This window comes from Edaphobacter flagellatus (assembly GCF_025264665.1).
Taxonomy (GTDB): domain Bacteria; phylum Acidobacteriota; class Terriglobia; order Terriglobales; family Acidobacteriaceae; genus Edaphobacter; species Edaphobacter flagellatus.
On the sequence record NZ_CP073697.1, the window covers coordinates 4,359,969 to 4,381,463 of the forward strand.

Annotated in this window: 16 protein-coding genes; 7 read left to right on the forward strand and 9 right to left on the reverse strand. The window is 58.5% G+C overall.

Annotated elements, in window-relative coordinates; genetic code table 11:
- Window positions 1-35 precede the first annotated feature (35 nt).
- A complete protein-coding gene (gene cobG / locus KFE13_RS18235; protein WP_260705017.1) occupies window positions 36-1,760 on the reverse strand; it encodes a precorrin-3B synthase in 1,725 nt (574 codons plus the stop codon).
- A gap of 276 nt (window positions 1,761-2,036) precedes the next feature.
- On the opposite strand from cobG, the gene KFE13_RS18240 reads away from it, so the two are divergent.
- The gene (locus KFE13_RS18240) at window positions 2,037-2,720 is read left to right on the forward strand and encodes an SGNH/GDSL hydrolase family protein (RefSeq protein ID WP_260705018.1); all 684 of its coding nucleotides are present in this window, start codon (window positions 2,037-2,039) and stop codon (window positions 2,718-2,720) included.
- On the opposite strand, the gene KFE13_RS18245 is transcribed toward KFE13_RS18240, so the two are convergent.
- From KFE13_RS18245 to KFE13_RS18275, 7 genes are all read right to left on the reverse strand, one after another.
- Entirely contained in the window at window positions 2,695-3,003 is a 309-nt protein-coding gene (locus tag KFE13_RS18245; RefSeq protein WP_260705019.1) for a hypothetical protein, read from the reverse strand. The two genes, KFE13_RS18240 and KFE13_RS18245, sit on opposite strands and share 26 nt — an antisense overlap.
- A gap of 75 nt (window positions 3,004-3,078) precedes the next feature.
- Window positions 3,079-3,837 (reverse strand): serine hydrolase domain-containing protein, encoded by a 759-nt coding sequence (locus KFE13_RS18250; protein WP_260705020.1) that lies wholly within the window; start codon window positions 3,835-3,837, stop codon window positions 3,079-3,081.
- Between the two features lie 38 nt (window positions 3,838-3,875).
- Window positions 3,876-4,550, reverse strand: a complete 675-nt coding sequence (gene phoU, locus KFE13_RS18255) for a phosphate signaling complex protein PhoU (protein ID WP_260705021.1) — start codon at window positions 4,548-4,550, stop codon at window positions 3,876-3,878.
- Window positions 4,551-4,666: 116 nt separating this feature from the next.
- Window positions 4,667-8,809, reverse strand: a complete 4,143-nt coding sequence (locus tag KFE13_RS18260) for a sodium:solute symporter family transporter (protein ID WP_260705022.1) — start codon at window positions 8,807-8,809, stop codon at window positions 4,667-4,669.
- Between the two features lie 55 nt (window positions 8,810-8,864).
- A complete protein-coding gene (gene nagA / locus KFE13_RS18265; RefSeq protein ID WP_260705023.1) occupies window positions 8,865-10,019 on the reverse strand; it encodes an N-acetylglucosamine-6-phosphate deacetylase in 1,155 nt (384 codons plus the stop codon).
- Between the two features lie 93 nt (window positions 10,020-10,112).
- On the reverse strand, window positions 10,113-12,242 hold the full coding sequence (locus KFE13_RS18270; RefSeq protein WP_260705024.1) for a beta-N-acetylhexosaminidase: 2,130 nt from the start codon (window positions 12,240-12,242) through the stop codon (window positions 10,113-10,115).
- Between the two features lie 96 nt (window positions 12,243-12,338).
- On the reverse strand, window positions 12,339-12,473 hold the full coding sequence (locus KFE13_RS18275; protein ID WP_260705025.1) for a hypothetical protein: 135 nt from the start codon (window positions 12,471-12,473) through the stop codon (window positions 12,339-12,341).
- Between the two features lie 42 nt (window positions 12,474-12,515).
- On the opposite strand from KFE13_RS18275, the gene KFE13_RS18280 reads away from it, so the two are divergent.
- Window positions 12,516-14,351, forward strand: a complete 1,836-nt coding sequence (locus tag KFE13_RS18280; protein ID WP_260705026.1) for a hypothetical protein — start codon at window positions 12,516-12,518, stop codon at window positions 14,349-14,351.
- A gap of 713 nt (window positions 14,352-15,064) precedes the next feature.
- Complete coding sequence (gene uxaC / locus KFE13_RS18285; RefSeq protein WP_260705027.1) at window positions 15,065-16,465, forward strand: glucuronate isomerase; 1,401 nt, start codon at window positions 15,065-15,067, stop codon at window positions 16,463-16,465.
- Window positions 16,466-16,612: 147 nt separating this feature from the next.
- On the opposite strand, the gene KFE13_RS18290 is transcribed toward uxaC, so the two are convergent.
- Window positions 16,613-17,353, reverse strand: a complete 741-nt coding sequence (locus KFE13_RS18290) for a dienelactone hydrolase family protein (RefSeq protein ID WP_260705028.1) — start codon at window positions 17,351-17,353, stop codon at window positions 16,613-16,615.
- A gap of 63 nt (window positions 17,354-17,416) precedes the next feature.
- Between KFE13_RS18290 and KFE13_RS18295 the strand changes: the two genes are divergently transcribed.
- The 4 genes from KFE13_RS18295 to KFE13_RS18310 all read left to right on the forward strand — a co-directional run bounded on the left by KFE13_RS18295 (window position 17,417) and on the right by KFE13_RS18310 (window position 21,432).
- The gene (locus KFE13_RS18295) at window positions 17,417-18,691 is read left to right on the forward strand and encodes a lactate racemase domain-containing protein (RefSeq protein WP_260705029.1); all 1,275 of its coding nucleotides are present in this window, start codon (window positions 17,417-17,419) and stop codon (window positions 18,689-18,691) included.
- A 93-nt stretch (window positions 18,692-18,784) separates the two neighbouring features.
- On the forward strand, window positions 18,785-20,053 hold the full coding sequence (locus KFE13_RS18300; protein WP_260705030.1) for a tagaturonate epimerase family protein: 1,269 nt from the start codon (window positions 18,785-18,787) through the stop codon (window positions 20,051-20,053).
- A gap of 74 nt (window positions 20,054-20,127) precedes the next feature.
- Entirely contained in the window at window positions 20,128-20,637 is a 510-nt protein-coding gene (locus KFE13_RS18305; protein ID WP_260705031.1) for a gluconokinase, read from the forward strand.
- An 18-nt stretch (window positions 20,638-20,655) separates the two neighbouring features.
- The gene (locus tag KFE13_RS18310) at window positions 20,656-21,432 is read left to right on the forward strand and encodes an SDR family NAD(P)-dependent oxidoreductase (protein ID WP_260705032.1); all 777 of its coding nucleotides are present in this window, start codon (window positions 20,656-20,658) and stop codon (window positions 21,430-21,432) included.
- Window positions 21,433-21,495: the final 63 nt, after the last annotated feature.

Genomic DNA, 21,495 nt, shown 5'->3' on the forward strand with positions numbered 1-21,495 from the left:
CCGTACCCATCCGCGTTTATCCGCGGTCGATTGTCTTAGGCGTCTGCTGCAAGTCTGCCGGCACCTACCGGCGGGGCATCGCGCTCGACCGGTTCGATCACTTCTCCGGCGAGCTGCGCGCGCAGGGTGGCGTCGTCGGTGCGGTCGAAGTAGCTGCGCAGGTCTTCGCCTTCGGTGCGGGCCTGGAGGTAGCCGTTCAGCAGACGCTCGATAGCCGCGGGAACATCCGTTGCAGCGGCACGGTAGCCGAGCTGGCGTGCCGGGCGAGCATACTTGCCCACGGAGCCACCGACGCAGAAGAAGAAGGCATCGACCATCTGTCCGTCTTTCTTGATCTTCTTGCCTTCGAGGCCGATGTCTGCGATCCAGTGCTGGCCGCAGGAGTTGGTGCAGCCGGTGACATGCAGACGGATCTGCTGATCGAAGCCGGGCAGGCGCTCTTCGAGCTCAGCGACGAGCCACTTATTGAAGCCCTTGGTCTCGGCGATGGCGAGCTTGCAGAACTCGGTGCCGGTGCAGGCAATGGCGCCGCGCCAGAAGGGCGAGACATCCACGTTAAGACCGAGGGTGTTGAGCTCGACGACGAGCCCTGCGGTTTCGCGATCCGGCACGTTGACGATGAGGATGTTCTGGCCGATGGTGGCGCGCAGCTGCCCGTTGCCGTACTTGTCGGCTAGGTTGGCGAGCTTGATCAGCTGGTCGCCGGAGAGACGTCCGTTGATGACGGAAGCACCCACTGAGGAGAGGCCGGGCTGGCGCTGAGGGCGGATGCCGATGTGATCGCGGTAGATATCGGCAGGGACTTCGTCGGCGGAGACAGGGCTGGGATCGAGCTTGTAGCCGAGCTTTTCTTCGAGCGCGGCGAGGAAGCTCTCGGCTGTCCAGCCGAAGCGCATGAAGAGGTACTTGATGCGCGCACGGGTACGGTTTTCGCGCAGCTCGGTCTGTTCCTTGAAGATGCGCACAACCGCGGTGACGACTTCTAATGCTTTATCTTGCGGGATAAAAGCGGGGATGCGCTCGGCGATGTGAGGCTCGGTGGAGAGGCCACCGCCTACGCGGAGGGTGTAGCCGATCTCTTCGCCGCCGTCTACGGTGCGCTTGATGGCAGTCAGCGCGACATCGTTGATCTCAGGAAAGGTGCACCAGACGGGGCAGCCGGTGACGGAGATCTTGAACTTGCGCGGCAGATTGTAGAACTCGGGATTCGCGGTGAGGTGATGCGCGATCTCGACGGCGAGCGGAGAGGCGTCGATGATCTCCTCATGGTCAAGGCCAGCGAGCGGGCAGCCGGTGACGTTGCGTACGACGTCGCCGCAGGCTCCCTTGGGGGAGAGGCCGACTGCGGTAAGGGCGTCAACGACGTCGACGAGGCCGCCGATGGTGAGCCAGTGGAACTGAATGTTCTGTCGCGTGGTGATGTCGGCCAGGTTGTTGGCGTACTTTTGGGCGAGCTGGCCGATGACGCGGGTCTGTTCGGAGGTGAGCAGGCCGTTGGGCAGGCCGATGCGCATCATGAAGTATTCGGTCGCCTTGCCTTCGCCATTGGCGCCGCCCGTAACGCCTTTGCCGTCACCCTGTGTGTAGACGCCCCACCATTTGAAGTAGAGCCCGGTCCATTCGGGCAGAACGGTGTCCCGGCCATTTTGGGCGAACTCGCGGACCTCATCCCAGGCATTCCAGGGATTCTTGGCTGCCTTGAGGCGTTCGCTCTTCTGCGCTTTGGTCTCTTTTACCGCGGCTGTTGGCGTGGTGGACATGCTTTGCGATTCCTTCAGATAAATTTGGATAGAGCAATAAAAATCCCACTCGGTAGAGTGGGTGTGTGCAAACTTTGCTTTGTAGGGATTCGAGACTTGGAGAGAAGTCCTACGAAGTTGGGCAAAGGCAGCAACACACCGCATCGCAACAACACATGCGACAGGCGGTGGTGCGACAGATACGGCCGTTTGCCATACTTAAAGGGTAGCTTCCTAAGGGGTTAGAGTCAAGAAAACAGTGTGACGCGCCCAGCGGCGATGCGGAAGGAGTTTATTTTGAAGCGGATTGCACAGATTGCATGCATCGGATGGATGGTACTGGCGGCCTCACTGGGAGCCAGCGCGGCGGAACGCCGGATGGTGACGGAGAAGATCGAGTGGACTTATACCGACCGCCCTGAGGTTCCGAACGCCGCTCTGCCCAATGTTCTGCTGATCGGCGACTCCATCACCCGTGCCTACTACAAGGCTACTGCGGAGGAGCTGGCAGGTAAGGCGAACTGTTACTTCTTCGCGACCTCGGTTTCCGTTGGCGACGAGAGGCTGGCTGGGCAGCTTGCCGAGTATTTCAAGATGATCGGCGTGCGGTTCGATGTCGTTCACTTCAACAATGGGATGCATGGCTGGGGCTATACCGAAGAAGAGTACCGCAGGTACTTCCCGGAGTTGGTGACAGCGGTCCGTCATGGCGCACCGGAGGCCCAGCTGGTGTGGGCAACCACGACTCCGGTACGTAAGGACAAAGTCGATGGAGCGACGAATGCACGGATCGATACACGCAATACGATTGCAGGCGAGCAGGTAGCGAAGCAGAGAATTGCTATCGACGACCAGCACCAGCTGATGTTGGCCCATCAGGACCTGCATTCGGACGATGTGCACTTCACGGCGGAGGGAAATGCGATCCAGGGAAAGCAGGTAGCCGCATCCGTGATCAAGTTGCTGCCGGCGAAGAAGTAGCCGCCGGTTTCGCATCAAGAATCAGTTTTACTAAATGGCTGAACTGATTGTCGTATATGCCTTTAAGCGTGGCAGCAATCACTCCGGCGATATCCTTCTGCTTCGGTTCGTTGTCGAAGTGGTAGGCAATGACCATGTTCAGGCTGGGAACGACGAGGATGTAGTGACCGCCTGCTCCCTCGGCGGCGTACATGCCCGGCAGGGTTGCTCCATCTTCAAGTAGCTTGCCGCCGTGCTCAATCCACCAGAGATATTCGTATCCACCAAGTTCCATGCGGCCCATGTGGACCATCTCCTGCGCGTGAGAGCTTTTGTAAACCCAATCGGCGGGAAGGACCTGATGCTTTCCCCAGCGGCCCTAGCACAGGTAAAGCTGGCCGAAGCGGGCCATGTCACGGGCGGTCATCTCGAACATGAAGCCAGGGTGGCTGGATTCAGGGCCACCGATGTAATAGACATCGCCGGGCTGAAAGTCCTGCATGTGAAGCGGCCTGGCGATGTTTTTGGCAAAGGCGTCGCCGAGTTTTTTGTGGGTCTGCTGCTCGAAGATGCTGCCGAGCGCGTTGTAGTCCCAGTTGTTGTAGAACCAGAAGGTGCCGGGTGGGTGACTTCCGCGAGCGGGACGGCCCTTCTTCTGAAAGTCGAGCTCGAAGCTGGCAGCGTGATAGATACCGGAGCGCGCGCGCAGCAGATCGACAATGCGCGCCTGGCGTTCTGCCGGTGTGAGCGGATCGGGAGAGTCATCGAAGCCGATCTGCTCCAGTGTCTTATGGATGTCGATGACGCCTTTTGCGGAGTAGACGCCATAAAGGGAACTGACGAGGCTCTTGCGGACCGAGAAGGTCGTGATCTTCTTGTCGACGTTGCCCCACTGCTCGATTACCCTCCCATTCTGCATAATCACGACAGAATCGGAATGGATGGAGTCTGCGTACTGATGGGCAAGAGCCAGTTTCTCTTTTGACCAACCTGCCTGAGTGAGATCAGCCATGCTCCAGTTACGGCCGGGAACGGTGCAGGATGTCGTCGTCTGCTCTGCCGCGTAGGACGGCATGGAGGCAACAACTGCGAGAAGGTACAGAACTGGAATGGCAAGGGGTGTACGTTTCAGCAGCATTCGTATCCACCTTGCTTCAGAGCATTGCAGCAGATGTCTTACTCGGCCTGGGACAGCGAGAACTTGTGCCGTACATCGGAGCCGCGCACCCAGAAGATGACATCTTCGGCGATGTTGGTTGCGTGATCGGCGGAGCGTTCGAGGTTGCGCGAGATGATGATGGCGTTCAGGGCCTGCGCACTGATCTCCGGCTGCTCCTGCATGACCTCGACCATTTCTGCCTGCACGATGCGATTCATCTCGTCGATCTCATCGTCCATCTCCAGCACGTGCTCGGCGAGCCGGGCGTCAGCTTCGAAGAGAGACTGGATCGCCATGCGGATCATGACGCCGACCTTCTCGCCCATGTCGGGAATGTCGATCGGCAGCTCAATCTGTGGGGCGCCGACGAGGGTCTGTGTGCGTTGGGCGATGTTGGTGGCCTGGTCGCCGATGCGTTCCAAGTCGCCGTTGATCTTGATGACCGAAAGGATAAAGCGCAGGTCGATGGCCATGGGCTGCTCTTTGGCGAGCAGATCGTACGCCATCTCGTCCACGTCGCGCTCGGCGGCATTGATGGCGGCTTCGATCTCTTTGACGTGTTCGCAGAGCGCGAGATCTCCGGTGAGATACCCTTCGAGAGCCAGAGAAAGAGCCTGTTGCGAGAGAGCGGCCATGGCAAGGAGCTTGTCTTTGAGAGCAACCAGCTGCTGCTGGAAATTGATACGCGGCATGCAGTCACCTCCTTCGGTGGGTGATGGTCTTCTATTGTGACGCACTCGGGGTGCCAATGTAATGAATTTATGGCTGCAGAGTGGCGAATTGTGTACGTCTTTGGTGGGAGTGGACTCTAGTAGAGCAGGTACAGAGCGCGCCTCTGTTTGAAGTCGTCCAGATCGGTCTGCCAGGACTTCACGATCTTACGCGGATCGTCGTTGTTCTTGAGCGAGAGAATCGTATTCACGCTCAGCAGCAGGCGATCGGCACGGTCGAAGTTGAACTGCCTGGGGAAGAGCCGCTGGATTGCTGCGATCATCTCGAGGCCCATAGCTGGGGAGTCCAGTGCAGTGCGATCGGTCAGCGTCAGGTGCACGGCGGGCAGAGTCTGCCCATGATAGGGGTAATGGTTTGCGTCCTCGGCGATGGCGACCGTCGTTGCAGAGAAGCTGATGCCGGCGATATTGCGGGCATTCAGCGCGGCGGCTAGAGCGGGAGCGTCGAAGAAGGGGGCGGCGATGTTCTCAAACGGTACTGGCGTCCCGCGTCCTACAGAGACATTCGTGAACTGTAGCAGCTCTACGCCGGGATACAGTGTGGCCGCATTGACGGAGCGCAGATTCGGGCTGGGATTCACCCAGGGCAGACCGGTCTGGTCGTAGTACATGGAGCGCTGCCAGCCCTGCATCTTGACCACGGTGAGCGGAACGCCCAGCGGTGCCTGCACATTTGGGGCGTTCAGGACGGGGCGCCTACGTTCACCGTTGATATAGCGCGCCAGCTCACCCAGCGTCATGCCGTGGCGAACGGGAAGCTGCATGTAGTTGATGTACGACTCGCGATTGGGATCGGAGACTGGCCCCTGCACCTGCAGCCCGCCAATGATGTTGGGGCGATCGAGCACGATGATCTCCAGCGGATGCCCGAGTTTCTTCTCGTCCGCTGCTGCCTCGATGAAGTAGCCGGTCTGCGCTTCGTAGGTGTAGAACCGGACTCCTGCATCCTGCAGGTCGATCACGACGGCATCGAGGTCTTTGAGCTGGTCGTGAGTGGGATGTCTCGAGGCTGGGGTGGCCCCGTAAAGTGATGTGACGGCAATGTGGGTGGTTGGATCAACCTCTCCGGAAATGCCAGCCTCATCTTTTGTTCCGAACAGACCGTGCTCGGGAGAGAAAAGAGCTTTTACTTCTAGGCCCGGTACAGACTTAGGCGCCTCGGTTGCCAGCAGGTCGATAGTGCGACGGCCATGAGCGTCGAGCCCGCTTTGGTTCGTGAGGATACCTACACGCAGATGGCCGCCGTGGCGTTTTGCTGCTTCGGCCAGGTCGGCGTAATGCGTGGTTTCGAGAACGTCGATGCCGGTGAGAGTCTGGCTTGAGTTGTAGAGATGCAGAGCCCTGGCTGCTGCAGTGGCAACCTGCCCACGCAAGGCAGAGACGGGCGCATTCCCGCGTGGGTGGATCGCGTTTGCCAACAGGACGACGTAGGTGTCGGACTGCGGGTCCATCCAGAGCGAGGTGCCGGTGAAGCCGGTATGGCCGAAGCTGCCGATGGGGAAGATGCTGCCGCGCGGACGCGAGAAGGCGGTGTTGATGTCCCAGCCGAATCCGCGTGTGGCGATGCCCTTGGTGGGCTGTCCATCGGGAGTAAAGATGGTAGCTCCGCCCTCTGCCGTTGCAGGTTGCTCCGGCCTGGTCATCAATTGCAGCGTGGACTGCTTAAGCGGGAACGGGCCTTTGTCGCGCAGCAGTTTTTCAAGCAGAGCATCGGCGTAGAGAGAGATGTCGTGTGCGGTGGAGAAGACCCCGGCGTGGCCCGCGACGCCACCCATGCGGCGTGTTGTCGGGTCATGGACTGTGCCGCGAAGGAGGTGGTCGAAATCGGGATTCGCGGAGGGGTTGTCCTTGGATTCGTCGTCGTGGGCCGTCGGTGCAGTCTGAGGAATCAGTGCCGTGGGACTCCAGGTGTTCTTCGGACAAACCATGTGCATCGGCAGGCGGGGATGTGAGCCCGGCTCTATGGCAGAGCCGGCTTTGAGTGCAGGACCACAGGTCTTATCGAACGGGTGATATATCGTCGACAGCATTCCCAAAGGTCTGAAGATGTTTTCCTGAGCATAGACGTTGAGCGATTCGCCGCTTAGTTTCTCCACCAGTGCGCCGAGCGTGATGAAGTTGATGTCGGAATAAACGAACTTCGTGCCTGGAGGATTGTCGAGCTTCGACTCCATGGCGCGCTTGATGCCTTCGGCCTTGTCTGGCGTAGCGAGACCCCACGAATCCTTGAGTGAGACATCAGGCGGCAGTCCGGAGTAGTGCGTCAGCAGCTCGCGGATCGTGACCTTTTCCTTGCCGTTGGCGGCAAACTCGGGCAGGTACTTCGCGACCGGATCGTCGAACTGAAATTTGCCCTGCTCGTATAGCTGCATCATCGCCGTTGCGGTCGCCAGACACTTGCTCAGTGAGGCCATGTCGAAGATGGTGTCCTCCGTCATGGGCTCGGCGGCTGTCGAGCCATCCGGGCTGGCCTCACCGGCGATTTTGCGGTTGCCGTAGGCCTGATGAAAGACCACTTTGCCGTCGTGTCCGATGACAATAACAGCGCCGGGTAGCTTCTTTTGCGCGATAGCTTCGTTGACCAGCGAAGAGACCTCGGCGAAATCATGCGTGGTCGCAGGTGTTGTCTTCGCGGATGCCGTCTGCGTTGCAGCGATGGACGATGGCGCAAGCAGAGCCAGCAGCAGGGCTACAGTCACTGCTGCTTTGGCGCTGCTCTTCGGCAATAGAACGCTTGCGACGTAACCAACGCCGAAGGTCACTATGGCTCCAATCAGCACGTACCACGTCCAGGCAACGACAGGCAGAGTCATGTTTCCTACCAATGGAAGATTCTTCAGATAAACAGGACTGCTTTGCAGCCACAGCGCCATGTTGAGGGCGAAGCCAACGACAAGGCCCATGGTCGCGCCGGTTTGCGTGGCTCTCTGCGTGAGCGTGCCCAGCAGAAAGACTCCGAGCAGCGCTCCATAGGCGACCGAGGCAATCGAGAGACCGATTTCAACGACGTGGCCTTTGCCTCCAGCCTGAATGCTGTAGACGGCGATGGCAAACAGCACGAACGCCCAGACAACAGTCGAAGAGCGCGAGATCATCATGCGTTCCCGTTCGTCGGCTTCAGGCCGCCAATGCATGTAGAAGTCGACCACTGTGGTTGAAGAGAGTGAGTTGAGCGCTGCCGAAAGGTTCGACATTGCTGCGGCAAGAATCGCTGCCACCAGCAGTCCAGCGATCCCAATCGGCATTTCGCTGACGATGAAGGAAGGGAAGAGCCGATCTGGAGCAGGATTGCCCGCAGCTCCAGCTCCGTAGAAGACCCAAAGCCCTGCACCGATCAACAGAAAGAGTGTGAACTGCACGAAGATCACACCGCCGGAGGAGAGCAACGCCAGCCGCGATTCTCTGAGGTTTTTGCCTGCCAGCAGACGCTGTACCATCAACTGGTCGGTTCCATGCGAGGCCATCGTGAGGAAGGTGCCGCCCAGCACGCCGGCCCAGAAGGTGTAGGTCGTCGTAAGATTCAGCGCAAAGTTGAAGATGTGGAACTTTCCAGCAGCACCGGCCACTTCATGGATATGCTGCCAGCCGCCAGGAACGTGTGTGCCGAGCGTGACAATGGCGACGAGGGTGCCTGCGATGTACAGAACCATCTGCACCACGTCGGTCCAGATTACGGCCGTCATGCCGCCTTCGAACGTATAGAGCAGCGTCAGCGCGGAGATGATGGCGATGGAGAGTACGTCTCCGGTGCCGATCGCGATGGCGACAACGATCGATACGGCGAAAACACGTACGCCCTCCGCTGCTGCGCGTGTAATCAGGAATAAACCGGCGGTGACTTTGTGCAGTGTCTTGCCGAATCGCTGGTTAATGAGCTGATAGGCGGTGAGTATTTCGCCCTGGAAGTAGCGCGGCAGAAAGAGCACTGCGACGACGATGCGGCCGATCATGTAGCCCAGTACGATCTGCAGAAAACCGAAGTTGCCGGTAAAGGCGACGCCCGGCACGCTGATGATGGTGAGCGTGCTGGTCTCAGCTGAAACGATTGACAGCGCAATCGCCCACCATGGCACGCTGCGGTCGGCGAGAAAGTAGTTCTTCAGCGACTTCGATCCGGCATCCTTGCCGCGAAAGCGCAGTCCGAACAGCGTAATGCCCAGCAGGTAGGCAACGATCAGGACCAGGTCCAGTGTATGGAGATGGTGTGTAGCTAGAGGCATTTAGCGAGTGTATAGTGCAGAGCCCGCTTTCTGCATCGTCTGAATGGCGTACCCGTCAGGCGACGGGCACACCGTGCAGCAGCGTCTTCTCCAGCTTTCCGGCGGAGTTGAAGAGATTGAAGTTCGCCGGTTTCCCGGGCGCGATGGCCGAGGCGACGTCTTCCACCCCAAGCATCGCCGCAGGATTCGATGAGGCAAGCCGTGCCGCAACCTCCAGCGGAGCTCCAGTGAAATGCTGCAAGTTTGCGACAGCCCGGTTGAGCGTAAGCACGCTTCCTGCCAGCGTCTCCTTGCCGTGCGTCAGGTCGTCGGCAGCAAATGCACGGCCATTCGCGACCTTTACCGCGAAGGTCCCCAGCATGTAATCGCCCTCAGGCATCCCGGCGGCGGCCATGCTGTCGGTGACGAGAATAGCGCGCTCGGGTCCTTTAGCCTTAAACCACAGGCGAACAAGCTCTGGTGCAACGTGCACGCCGTCGCAGATCAGCTCGGCGAAAAGCTTTTCAGAATCCAGAACCACACCCAGGATGCCCGGCTCACGGTGGTCCAGCGCCCGCATCGCGTTGTAGGTGTGCGTCGCGCTTTTGGCGCCGGCGTCGATGGCAGTCCGTGCTTCCTCGCTGAGAGCATTGCTATGGCCAATGCTGACGTGTACACCTCTGGCGATGCAATGGCGGATCAGATCGATGGCCCCCGGCACCTCCGGTGCAATGGTGATCAGGCGGATGTGTCCCCGTGCCGCCTGTTGAAAGCGATCGAAGAGAGCAATGTCGGGAGGCAGAATATCGGCAGGCGGATGCACACCGCGCTTCGCATGCGAGATAAACGGCCCCTCCAGATGAATACCGATGGGACGTGCCGTGCGTGGATCATGCGGAGCGTCAATCGCATTGGCGATGCCGTCGAGCGAGGAGAGTGTCTTATCGATGGGCGCTGTCACCGTAGTCGGGAGATAGTGACCAACACCGTTGCCGGCATGGAAGCGGCTCACAATGTCGAGCGCTTCGGGGGTGCCTTCCATCACGTCGTGATTTGCCCCGCCGTGCGTGTGAATGTCGAAGAAGGTCGAGGTCAGCGTCGCTTCTTCTGTGTGGGGCGCAGCGCCAGGCTCGATACTGGCGATAAAGCCTTCGTTGTCGAGTGTGATCAGAGGGTATTCGACGATTCCGGATGAGGTAACGAGGCGGCGAGCTGCAAGTGTCTGATACATGTCTATTCCTGGAAAGTTTTACAAAGCCGCCCAGAGGGCTTCCTGCTAGATTGTGGTCTCTTTTAGATTAACGCGAAATCCAACTGTTGTGGTTTAGTTCGCGGGAGGAGCCGGGATACCGATATCGGAGGCCGGGGGAACCGTCTGTGAGTTGGCCCACTGGCGCTGTGCCGTGCGCATCTTGTCGATTCGGCCGAGCCACATCTGAATCGTGAAGTCATAACGCTCCAGATTATTGCGCAGGAAGTAGGTGCGGTTGCTCTTCAACCACGCCTGCTCGTACAAGTCGCGCAGCAGGGAATAGTTGTTGCGCATATCCTGCAGCCTGCCGTTGACTCCATTGATCAGGTTCAGCTCGCGGGCTACATCTTCGCGGTCTTCCTTCTTCTTCGAGCCCTGCAAGGCATAGGCATGTGCATAACTCGCTGCGATCTCGTCGGAGATCTGGAACTTCAGCCCGATCAGATCCATGCGGCGCGCACCAAGCTCCAGCACATCGAGAGCGTCGCTCTCGCGCAGGTTCGGGTTTGCGTTGCGCGCCTCAGCCACCAGCGTCAGCGCACGCTCCGCATGTAGACGCAGCTCAGGGAGAATCGCTCTGATTTGCGGAGCGATCCGTTGGCCATCCGCATTCCACGGGTCCTGCCAAAAGAGCAGATCCTGGGCATCGGTCTTATAGGGAGAATCTTTCAGCAACTTATGCGCCGCCATGATCTCCTGCTGCGCCTGGTCGATCTTGCCGGTCGTATCGCCGTGGAAGTTTTCGCCAAAGCTGGATTGGAATGTCGGGATCGAAGCCTCGCCCTGATGCCACGCCGCCTCAGCCCCAAACAGAATGCCGTACCAGTTGGCATTGGATAGGGCCTCGCCGTCGTCATCCCAGATTGTATTGAGCTGACCCGTTGCGCCCAGCTTCTGCCCATCGAGCGTGAATTGCTGGATATTGGCCAGCCCGTTGTTCCAGTTCGGATAGACGCGCGACCAGTTGTTAATGCCTGGAGCCACCCACGTCTCAAAACCGGCATCGGTAAAGGGCTTGATGTAGCGCGTAAAGCCCTTGGGCTGTGGGTTGTACTCCCACGGCACAGCGATCGTAGCCTGTTTGAAGGACGGTGGAACCTGCTTCAGCAGATCAGGCTCCTTATAAGCAATATCTCCCCAGAACAGCAGCTTGCGATTCAGCGGCTTTAGATCAGCCACAATCTTTTCGAGAAAGTCGAGATAGACCTGCCCGAGTCCTTGTGAGTCGACGGCTGCCTTCGTCTGCCCTTTACCCAGCTCGACTGTTTCGTCGGCTCCCAGATGCAGGAAGGGGCCGGGGAAGATCTGCGCCAGCTCGTTGAACATGTCGTGCGTCAGCTTCTGCGCCTCCGGCTGAGCAGGAGCCAGCACATGCCCGTGCGGCGTCTCGGCAATTGGCGAATACTTCTCCCAGTCCAGCAGATAGTGCAGATGCCCGAAGGCCTCCTGCTCGGGGATGATGGTGATGTGATACTTCGCCGCGTAGGCCACCAGCTCGCGCGCCTGGGCCTGCGTCAGCGTTCCGCCGGGAGGCGCCATTAAAGGATGGCCCGTGTACTGCATCGTGTGCTCGAAGTACGGCGAATAGATATTCAGCTTGTAGGCCGCCAGCACGCGGATCTGCTTCTTCTGAAACTCGAAGGTCGGCACGGGTCCGCGAGAGAGGTCGTCGCTCAATCCGCGGTAGCGCATTGCTGGCCAGTCGCGGATCGTTGCCGTACGCAGCACTGCGTTAGTCCCATTACCCAAAAACATCTGCTTGACCGTCTGAATCGCATAAAAGATGCCAGCGTCGCTGGCTGCCGTAATGGCCAGCCCCTTGCCGTCCGGGATGATGGCATAGCCTTCGGCCTTCATCTCGGCAGGGAAGTCCACTGGCCCAGGAGTGCCTTGTTTGCCTGAAGCGTCGGCAAGGATAGACCGCGAGATCGGTGAGCCATAACGAGTCACCAGAATATTGACCGGCGAGGATGCGCTGACGGCGATGCCTTGCGAGGCAAGGTAACTCTTCAGGTCATCGATCGCTAACTGGTCCTCGGCCGCGCACGGGGAGCCACAGCTGATCTGTACTCCCTGGGAAAGTGGCTGGACGGCAGCAGACTTTACTTCACGCGGAACCGGGATCAGCTTTAGCGATGACTGGGCAATAGAAGGGATGGCAAAAGAGACGAGAAGCAATCCTGCGACGCGGAAAAATTGCATGGGGATAACGGTATACCAAGTCACCGCATATACGGAGGTTGCGCTTGATATCGCCGTGCGAACATCGATTTCGCTTTTATCGGCGAGGGTCTAATTTCACTGGCTTTTTTTATGAATGCCGTGCAAATTCTCTGTCTGTTCACACAACTTTGCCACGATAATCCCAACGGCAAAAAAGGTAAGGATCAGCGCAACTACGGATTGCGGTACAGAAAAATCCGAGTTCTCCATCTCTGTTTCTCCTTGTTTGCTGGAACTCACTTGCGAGGATCCATGACGAAACATTTACGAGCCGCCGTAGCCGCGATGCTGGTTATTAGTACAGTGTCGATGCAGGCGCAAACGGGAACTCCAGCCAGGACGACGAAAAAGGTCGTCAAGAAGAAGGCCGAGACGCCGCTTGAACGTACGCTACGCGAGCTGCGTGAGCAGATGCAGGCCCAACAGGCTCAGATCGATTCCTTGAAGCAGCAACTTGCCGATAAGGATGCGAAGCTGACCACAACGTCGCAGGATGCTCAGGCTGCCAATGCCTCGGCTGCTGCGGCTGCAACCCAAGCACAAAACGCTCTGACCGCCATCCAGGCCAATCATGACCAGATGGACACTCTCTCCAGCTCGGTCAACGACCTGAAGATCGCCAATGTCGGTCTTGCGCAGACGCTGAGCGACACCAAGCGCGAGTTCAACTCCGCAATCGAGTCGCCGACCACGCTGCACTACAAGGGAATCACCATTACCCCGGTGGCTTTCTTCGCATTTGAAACAGTGTGGCGTTCACGCGCGATGAACTCGGACGTCAACACACCTTTCAACGCGACACCCTATATGGGAGCCGCTCAATCCCGCGTCAGCGAGTTGAACTTCTCCGGACGCCAGAGCCGCGTCGGTGGCCTTTTCGAAGGCAACACCGGTCCGTTCAAGCTCTCCGGCTACGTCGAAGCCGACTTCCTCTCGGCAGGTGCTACCTCCAACGAGAACCAGAGCAACAGCTACACCCTTCGCCAGCGTCAGATCTGGGGCCAGGCCGCAACCAAGAGCGGCTTCGCTGTAACCGGCGGTCAGATGTGGTCGCTCGTTACCGAAACCAAGAAGTCGACGGACAACCGCACCGAGAACCTGCCCATGGTGATCGATGCTCAGTACCACGTCGGTTTCAGCTGGGCTCGTCAGCCTTCGATCCGCTTCCAGCAGAAGCTCGGTGGTTTCACCGCTGCGGCTTCGCTCGAGCAGGCTGAGTACATCTACTCGGCTTCCAACTCTCCTGCAAACTTTTTCATCGGCAACGCCGGTGCGGGCGGCGGTCTCTACAACCTCACGGCGAACTACTCCAACAACGTCGCTCCCGATGTCATCGTCAAGGGTACCTACGATGCCAAGTACGGACACTTCGAAGTCGGTGGCCTCGCTCGCTGGTTCCGCGATCGCTACTACCCTGGGGTCACCTCGCTTAGCGGAGGCATTCCGGTTGGAAGTACAGTCGGCGCGCTCAACGACACTAAGACCGGTGGCGGTTTCTTCGCCAACATCCGCGTGCCCGCGACGAAGTACCTCGACGTGGGTGTCCACCTGCTGACCGGTACCGGCGTAGGCCGCTACGGAACCTCGACGCTGCCTGATATCACTGTTCACCCCGATGGCACCCTGGCTCCCATCAAGGCCGATCAGGGACTCATCTCGCTTGAGGGACACGTAACGCCGAAGCTTGACGTCTGGGGCTATGCCGGTGGCGAGTATGCGCAGCGCACGACCTATCTTGCGACCTCAGGTCCTCAGGTAGGTAAGCTCGTTGGCTATGCTCCTATCTCTGCCTCGAATGCTGGTTGCAACACCGAGACTCTTCCGACCAGCACCGGCAACGGTCTTGCCGGTGGAGCTCCATACAACCCTGGAACTCCCTCAAGTGCAACATGCTTGGGTGCAACCCGCGCAGTTATTCAGGGTACCCTGGGCTTCACCTATCGTGTCTACTCCAACCCCAAGTTCGGCCGCCTGCAGTATCAGGGACAGTACAGCTACCTGACCCGCGAGGCCTGGACCGGCGTAGGCGGCGCACCGAAGGGGACCAACAACATGGTCTTCACCGGTATGCGTTACTACATCCCGTAACATCAATAGAAGTAGAAAATGAATGGCTGGGTGAAGACAAATCACCCAGCCATTCATTTTGCGTGAAGTTAATACTGGAATCGTCAAGTCTTAATCAGTGTCGAACTATCGTGGCGGTGCTGGAAGCGAGGTTATTTGTAACGCAAATCCATAAATCTAACCAGGGAGTAAACACATGAAGATTCGAGTTGCGCAGATAGTGTTATCAACACTGGTATTGATCGGTGGTTTCCTGTTTGTAGGGAATCATTTTGGGAAAACCATTCCCGTTCACGCCCAAAGTTCACCTACGGTGCAAGCAGCAGTGACCAATGCGTGCAATATAAATGGAGATGGTAGTACATATACCTGTTCTCTCACGTGGCCATCGGGATTTAGCAATACGAATTACGTTACAGTTTGCAATCCGCAGTCCCAAATATCTGCGCAAACGACTTCAGGTGTTACAGCTACAAGCCCAGGTCCCGAGACTTCGTGCATAGCAGTTTCTTACTAAAGGCTTCATCGTTGAGAAGTTTTGAGGGCGCCCCGATTTCGGGCGCCTTTCTTCTTTGTTGAATATGTGCAAAAGTGGTCGACCAATTGTCCTCAATTTGTTAAGCTTTTTCTCTGCTTTTTGTTCGGAGTCAAACCTAATTCTGGAAAGATGTCTCCGGCAAAACGTAAGATGAGGTCTTTGAAGACATAAGCGTTTTATCCAGAGGTGTTTTTTCATGCTTGATCCCATGCGGTTGTTTCCCTCCGAACCGGCAGCGCGCAAAGTCGCTGCCAGCTTGTACGAGACGGTTCGTGATCTCCCCATCATCTCTCCGCACGGCCATACCGATCCGGCATGGTTTGCCAAAGATGAAGCCTTTCCCAATCCGGCGGCACTCTTTATCCAGCCGGACCATTACATCTTCCGCATGCTCTACTCCCAGGGAGTCTCGCTCGAGTCGCTCGGCATCCCTCAAGCAGATGGCAAGCCGCAGCCAGTCGATCCCCGCGAAGTCTGGCGCATCTTCGCGAAGCACTATTACCTCTTCCGTGGAACGCCCACACGTCTCTGGTTCGATTACTCGCTGAGCGAAAACTTCGGTCTCAAGGAACGTCTCAATCCCGGTAACGCCGATCAGTACTACGACATCATCGACAAGAAGCTTCAGACGCCAGAGTTTCGTCCTCGCGCACTTTATGAGAAGTTCCGCATCGAGGTCATCTCTACCACCGACTCGCCTCTCGATACGCTCGAGTATCACAAAGCTATTCGCGAGTCCGGCTGGAAGGGAAGAGTCCTGCCAACCTTCCGCCCCGACGCCGTCATCGACGCCGAATACTCCGGCTTCGTCGAGAACATCGAGAAGCTTGGCTCCATCACCGGCGAAAACATCGGTACCTTCAAGGGCTACCTCAACGCTCTCCGCAAGCGTCGCGAGTTCTTCATCACCATGGGGGCTACGGCGACCGATCACGGTCACGTCTCCGCGATGACCGCCGACCTCGACCCCCAGACGGCCGAGTCGCTCTACCAGCGGATCCTGTCCGGTAAGTCGTCTGCCGAGGAGCAGCAGCTGTTCCAGGCGCAGATGCTCACCGAGATGGCTGGTATGTCCGCCGAGGATGGCCTCACGATGCAGCTCCACCCAGGCAGCATCCGCAATCACAACAAGCCGCTCTACGAGAAGTTCGGCCGCGACAAAGGCGCCGACATTCCATCGCCCACTGAGTACGTTCGCAACCTGCGCCCTCTGCTGAACAAGTACGGCAACTCGACTAACTTCACCTTCATTCTCTTCACGCTCGACGAGTCCACATTCTCGCGCGAGCTTGCTCCGCTGGCAGGACACTATCCTGTGCTCCGGCTCGGTCCGCCGTGGTGGTTCCATGACTCGCCAGAAGGCATGATGCGCTTCCGCGAGACAGCCACCGAGACGGCGGGTTTCTACAACACCGTCGGCTTCAACGACGATACCCGCGCCTTCCTTTCCATCCCCTCGCGCCATGATGTAGCCCGCCGCATCGACAGCGCCTTCCTCGGCCGCCTGGTCACCGAGCACCGTCTCGATGAGAATGAGGCCTTCGAAGTCATCAAGGACCTGACCGTCACCCTCGTCAGGAAGGCCTACAAACTCTAGCCTTCGCGACACCAAACAAGAGGCATGGCTTAGGCCATGCCTTCTTTCTTTAGAGAGACTTTCAAGCGATCGCTACTCTTGATGAAGTGTCTTCCGAGCGAAGCTCAACGCGCGTAACCGAGAAACTCCGCATTTCTGTCACAACCGTCAGCGGAGCGCCGCTTTGAACAACGCCGTCATCTTCACGTAAGCCCTCTCCGCCTCTGCATGGTTGTATGCCGGATTATCCGAGACCGTCCATCCATGCCGCGCCGGATAGGTCTCGCTTTCGTAGATGCCTCCCCATTCCTTCAGCTTCTCTTCGAAGTGTGCAATATCGTCCGCCGTCATGCTGCCATCTTCGCTTGCATGTCCAAAGTAGAGCTGCGCCTTCACCTGTGACAGCACGAGATGTGGGCTTGCCGGGTTATCTGCCTTATAGAGTCCACCACCATGGAACGACGCCACTGCACCCACACGATCCGGCATCACCGCCGCAGCACGCAGCGCCATCCCACCTCCAATGCAGTACCCGACTACGCCAATCTTGCCTTTATCCGTCGTCGGCTGCCCTGTCAGGTAGTCCAGATAGACAGCCAAATCCTGCGTCATCCTCTCCGGCGTTAACGGAGAGCTCAACTCTTGCAACCGCTTCGTCCTCTCCGGGGTGCCATGCTTGGCCTCCGGCGGAAATACCGGCGGCCTGCTCGTGCGATAAAACGGATTCGGCAGCAGCACGGTGTATCCCTCGGCAGCAAGCCTCCGTGCCATCGCTCGCTGGATCTCCCGAATGCTTCCGATATCCGGAATATGCAGTATGCCCGGCAGAGCCTTCGACGCGTCTGGAGTAAAAAGCACAGCGTCCGTTACTCCATCGGCCGTCGTCAGCTGAATATCCTGTTCCACCATCCCTGTTCTCCTTGGTTCGCAACTGGTTTTACCACGCTCTTCACAAGCGTAAGATGAAATGCCATGAGCCTTTATTTTGCCGCCGGCAGTCCGACTACCGAGATGTCGGCCGACGATCTTCGCACCCACCTCTTCTCTGCATTGGATGCACTCGGAAAGAAGAATAAAGTTCTCGCCGTCCCGCCTGACTTCACCCGCTTCCACTCGCAGGCTGGCGTGCTCACCGAACTCGCCTGGCAATACTACGGCTCACGCCTCACCGACGTCCTCCCTGCACTCGGAACGCACAAGGCCATGACCGATTCCGAAATTGCCACCATGTATGGAGCCACGCCGCGCGATCTCTTCCGTGTCCATGACTGGCGCAACGACGTTGTCACTCTTGGCGAAGTCCCTGGTTCCTTCCTCTACGAAGTCTCTGAAGGCAAAGTCGACTATCCTTGGCCCGCACAGGTCAACAAGCTCCTCCGCGACGGCGGACATGACCTCATCTTGTCGATCGGACAAGTCGTCCCTCACGAAGTCGTCGGCATGGCCAATTACAACAAAAACATCTTCGTCGGCACCGGCGGTTCCATGGGCATCCACCGCTCGCACTTCCTCGGTGCTGTCTATGGCATGGAACGCATGATGGGTCGTGCCGACACTCCCGTCCGCCGCGTGCTCAACTACGCCAGCGATCACTTCGCCACCAACCTGCCCATCGTCTACGTTCATACCGTCGTCGGCAAAAACGCTGATGGAAAGCTTGCCGTCCGCGGCCTTTTCATCGGCGACGATGCCGAATGCTTCGATCTCGCGGCCAAGCTCGCGCTCCAGGTCAACTTCCAGATGCTCGACCGCGAGATCAAAAAGGCTGTGGTCTTCCTCGACCCGCACGAGTTCCGCTCCACATGGCTCGGCAACAAGAGCGTCTACCGCACCCGCATGGCTCTGGCCGACAATGCTGAACTCATCGTCCTCGCCCCTGCCGTTCACGAGTTCGGCGAAGACCCCGCTATCGACAAGCTTATCCGCAAGTACGGCTACTGCGGTACGCCGAAGACGCTCGAGTACGTGAAGGAAGATCCCGCACTCGCCGGCAACCTCTCCGCTGCCGCGCATCTCATCCACGGCTCCAGCGAAGGGCGCTTCACCATCCGCTACTGTCCCGGCCATCTCACCCGGCAGGAGATCGAGAGCGTCCACTTCCAGTACGGCGACCTCGCCACCTACATGGCCAAGTACAACCCCGAAAAGCTCAAAGACGGCTGGAACATTGTCGACGGCGAAGAGATCTTCTACATCTCCAACCCCGGCCTCGGTTTGTGGGCTTATCGCGGACGCTTCAAAGATTAGCCAGGATGGATCGATTTGCGTGACACATGGCGGATGCGTATTCTGTCCGTGTAAAATTGGTTGGACCACTAGAAGATTCAGACAGGAAAAATAATGAGTGACAGTAAAGTCCCGCAGCTCTCACGGTTCTCGATCGGTGTTGGCGATCGCTTTGCGCACCAGGCCAAGGCGCAGCTCGCTGCGTGCATCCAGGCACTTCATGCTGGCGTGGAAGTGTCACCGGTATGGAACAAGTCCAACCGCGAGCACACCATTATCGGCAGCGACCCTGCCCAGACGCGCACGGCTGCTGACGCTGCGGTGAAGCAGCTGGGCTGGACAAAGCCCTACTTCCTCGACGCCGACCACATCAACCTCAACACCGTCGAGCGCTTCCTCGCCCCGTGCGACTTCTTCACCCTCGACGTTGCTGACATGATCGGCAAGCCCGCCGCCGAGGCCGACGTTCGTGCCTTCGTCGCTCGCCATCCTGAGCTCATCGGCACCGTCACCATCCCCGGCATTGTCGAGCCCTTCAAGACCGACGCCGCCTTCGTCACCGCCGTCGCCAACAAGTTTCTCGCCGCCGTGCAGGACGCGGGCCGTATCTATCGCTTTCTTGCCGAGAAGAAGCCCGCAGGCAGCTTCATCCCCGAAGTCTCGATGGACGAGACCGATTCGCCCCAAACTCCCGTCGAACTGCTCATCATTCTTGCCGCCATTGCCGACGAGAAGATCCCCATTCAGACCATCGCGCCGAAGTTCACCGGTCGCTTCAACAAAGGCGTCGACTATGTTGGTGACGTGCAGCAGTTCGACCGTGAGTTCAACGAAGACATCGCTGCTATCGCCTACGCCGTCAAAACCTACGGTCTGCCCGCCAGCCTCAAGCTCAGTGTGCACTCCGGCTCCGACAAGTTCTCCATCTATAAATCCATCCACAACGCCATCACTCGCTCCGGCGCCGGTGTCCACGTCAAAACGGCGGGCACTACCTGGCTTGAAGAACTGATCGGCCTGGCCGAAGCAGGCGGGCAGGGACTCGCCATCGCCAAAGAGGTCTATCGCGAAGCCTACGGCCACCGCGAGGAGCTTTGCGCGCCTTATGCCACCGTCATCGACATCGACGTTGCAAAGCTGCCCACCCCCGACGCTGTCGATGCATGGACCAGCGAGCAGTACGTCTCTGCCCTCCGTCACGATCAATCCAACCCCGCGTACAATCCCAGCCTGCGCCAACTGTTGCACGTCGGCTTCAAGGTCGCCGCCAAAATGGGGCCGCGCTATATCCAGGCGCTTGAGGCGAATGAAGACGTCGTCGCGCGAAATGTGACGACGAACCTCTTTGATCGACACATCCGCCCCATCTTTCTGGGATCATAGTTTTGTTAAGGGCACGGCTTAGCCATGCGCAAAAGATTCAGCAGAGAAAAGGGGCTTTAGCCCTGAGGTAAGGAATGATCGTTGTACTGATGGGGGTCACCGGCTCCGGCAAATCGACCATCGGTGAGTTGCTGGCCCAGCGAACAGGTGCCGTCTTCGCCGATGCCGACGACTATCACCCCGCCGCCAACAAAGAGAAGATGGCCGCTGGCCACCCGCTCAACGACGAAGACCGCCAGCCCTGGCTCGAGACACTCAATCGCCTGATGCAGGACTGGTACCAGTCAGGCAAAAGCGGTGTCCTCGCCTGTTCCGCCCTCAAGCAGAAATATCGCGACACCCTCGCCGCAGGAATGCCCGAAGGCACCGTGCACTTTGTCTGGCTCGACGGCTCGCCGCAGCTTATCGCCGAAAGGCTCGCAGCTCGTCACCACGAGTTCATGAACCCGAATCTGCTCAAGAGCCAGCTCGACACGCTGGAACCGCCCGCAGACGCATTGCGCATCGTGAACGATCGAGCACCCGAAGAGGTCGTCGACCGCATCCTCAATCAGATATCCTCTGGCAACAAAACAAATTCATAGCAGGAGAGAAAGTATTCCATGGCGCACTCGTTGTTTGACCTTACCGGCAAGACGGCCGTAGTCGTAGGCGGAACCTCAGGCATCGGCCTGGCAATGGCAATCGGACTCGCCGAATCCGGAGCGGATGTGGTCGCCAGCTCCCGCCGCGCCGAACAGGTGGAAGATGCTGCCAGAGCCATTGAGGCCAAGGGCCGCCGCTCCCTGCGTTTAACCTCCGACGTCGGTGATCGCGCCTCTCTCGAGAGTCTTCTCGAAGGAACAGTCAAAGAGTTCGGCAAGGTCGATATCCTCATCAACTCCGCCGGAAAGATCAAGCGCGAGCCGACGCTCACCGTCTCGGAAGAGACATGGAATGACATCATGGACACCAACGTGACCGGCACTCTGCGCGCCTGTCAGATCTTCGGCAAGCACATGCTCGAGCGCGGCTACGGACGCATCATCAACATCGCTTCGCTCAACACCTTCGTCTCTCTCAAAGAGGTCACCGCCTATGCCGCCTCCAAGGCCGCCGTCGGCGCGCTTACCAAATCGCTGGCCGTTGAGTGGAGCTCGAAGGGCGTAACCGTCAACGCGATCGCTCCCGGCGTCTTCCGCACCGCTCTGAATCAAAAGCTGCTCGACGAGAGCGAGCGTGGCAAGGAGCTTCTCCTGCGCACGCCCATGGGCCGTTTCGGCAAGACCGAGGAGCTCGTCGGCTCGGCCATCTTCCTCGCTTCCGACGCATCGGCCTTCGTCACCGGCGAGATCCTTGTCGTCGACGGTGGCTTCCTCGCCAGCGGCGTCAACCAGTAGTTGGGCGGGAGCCATTCGTCACGACGAAGAGATGTTTTCTCTCCCCGTGCAAATCTTGTCAAG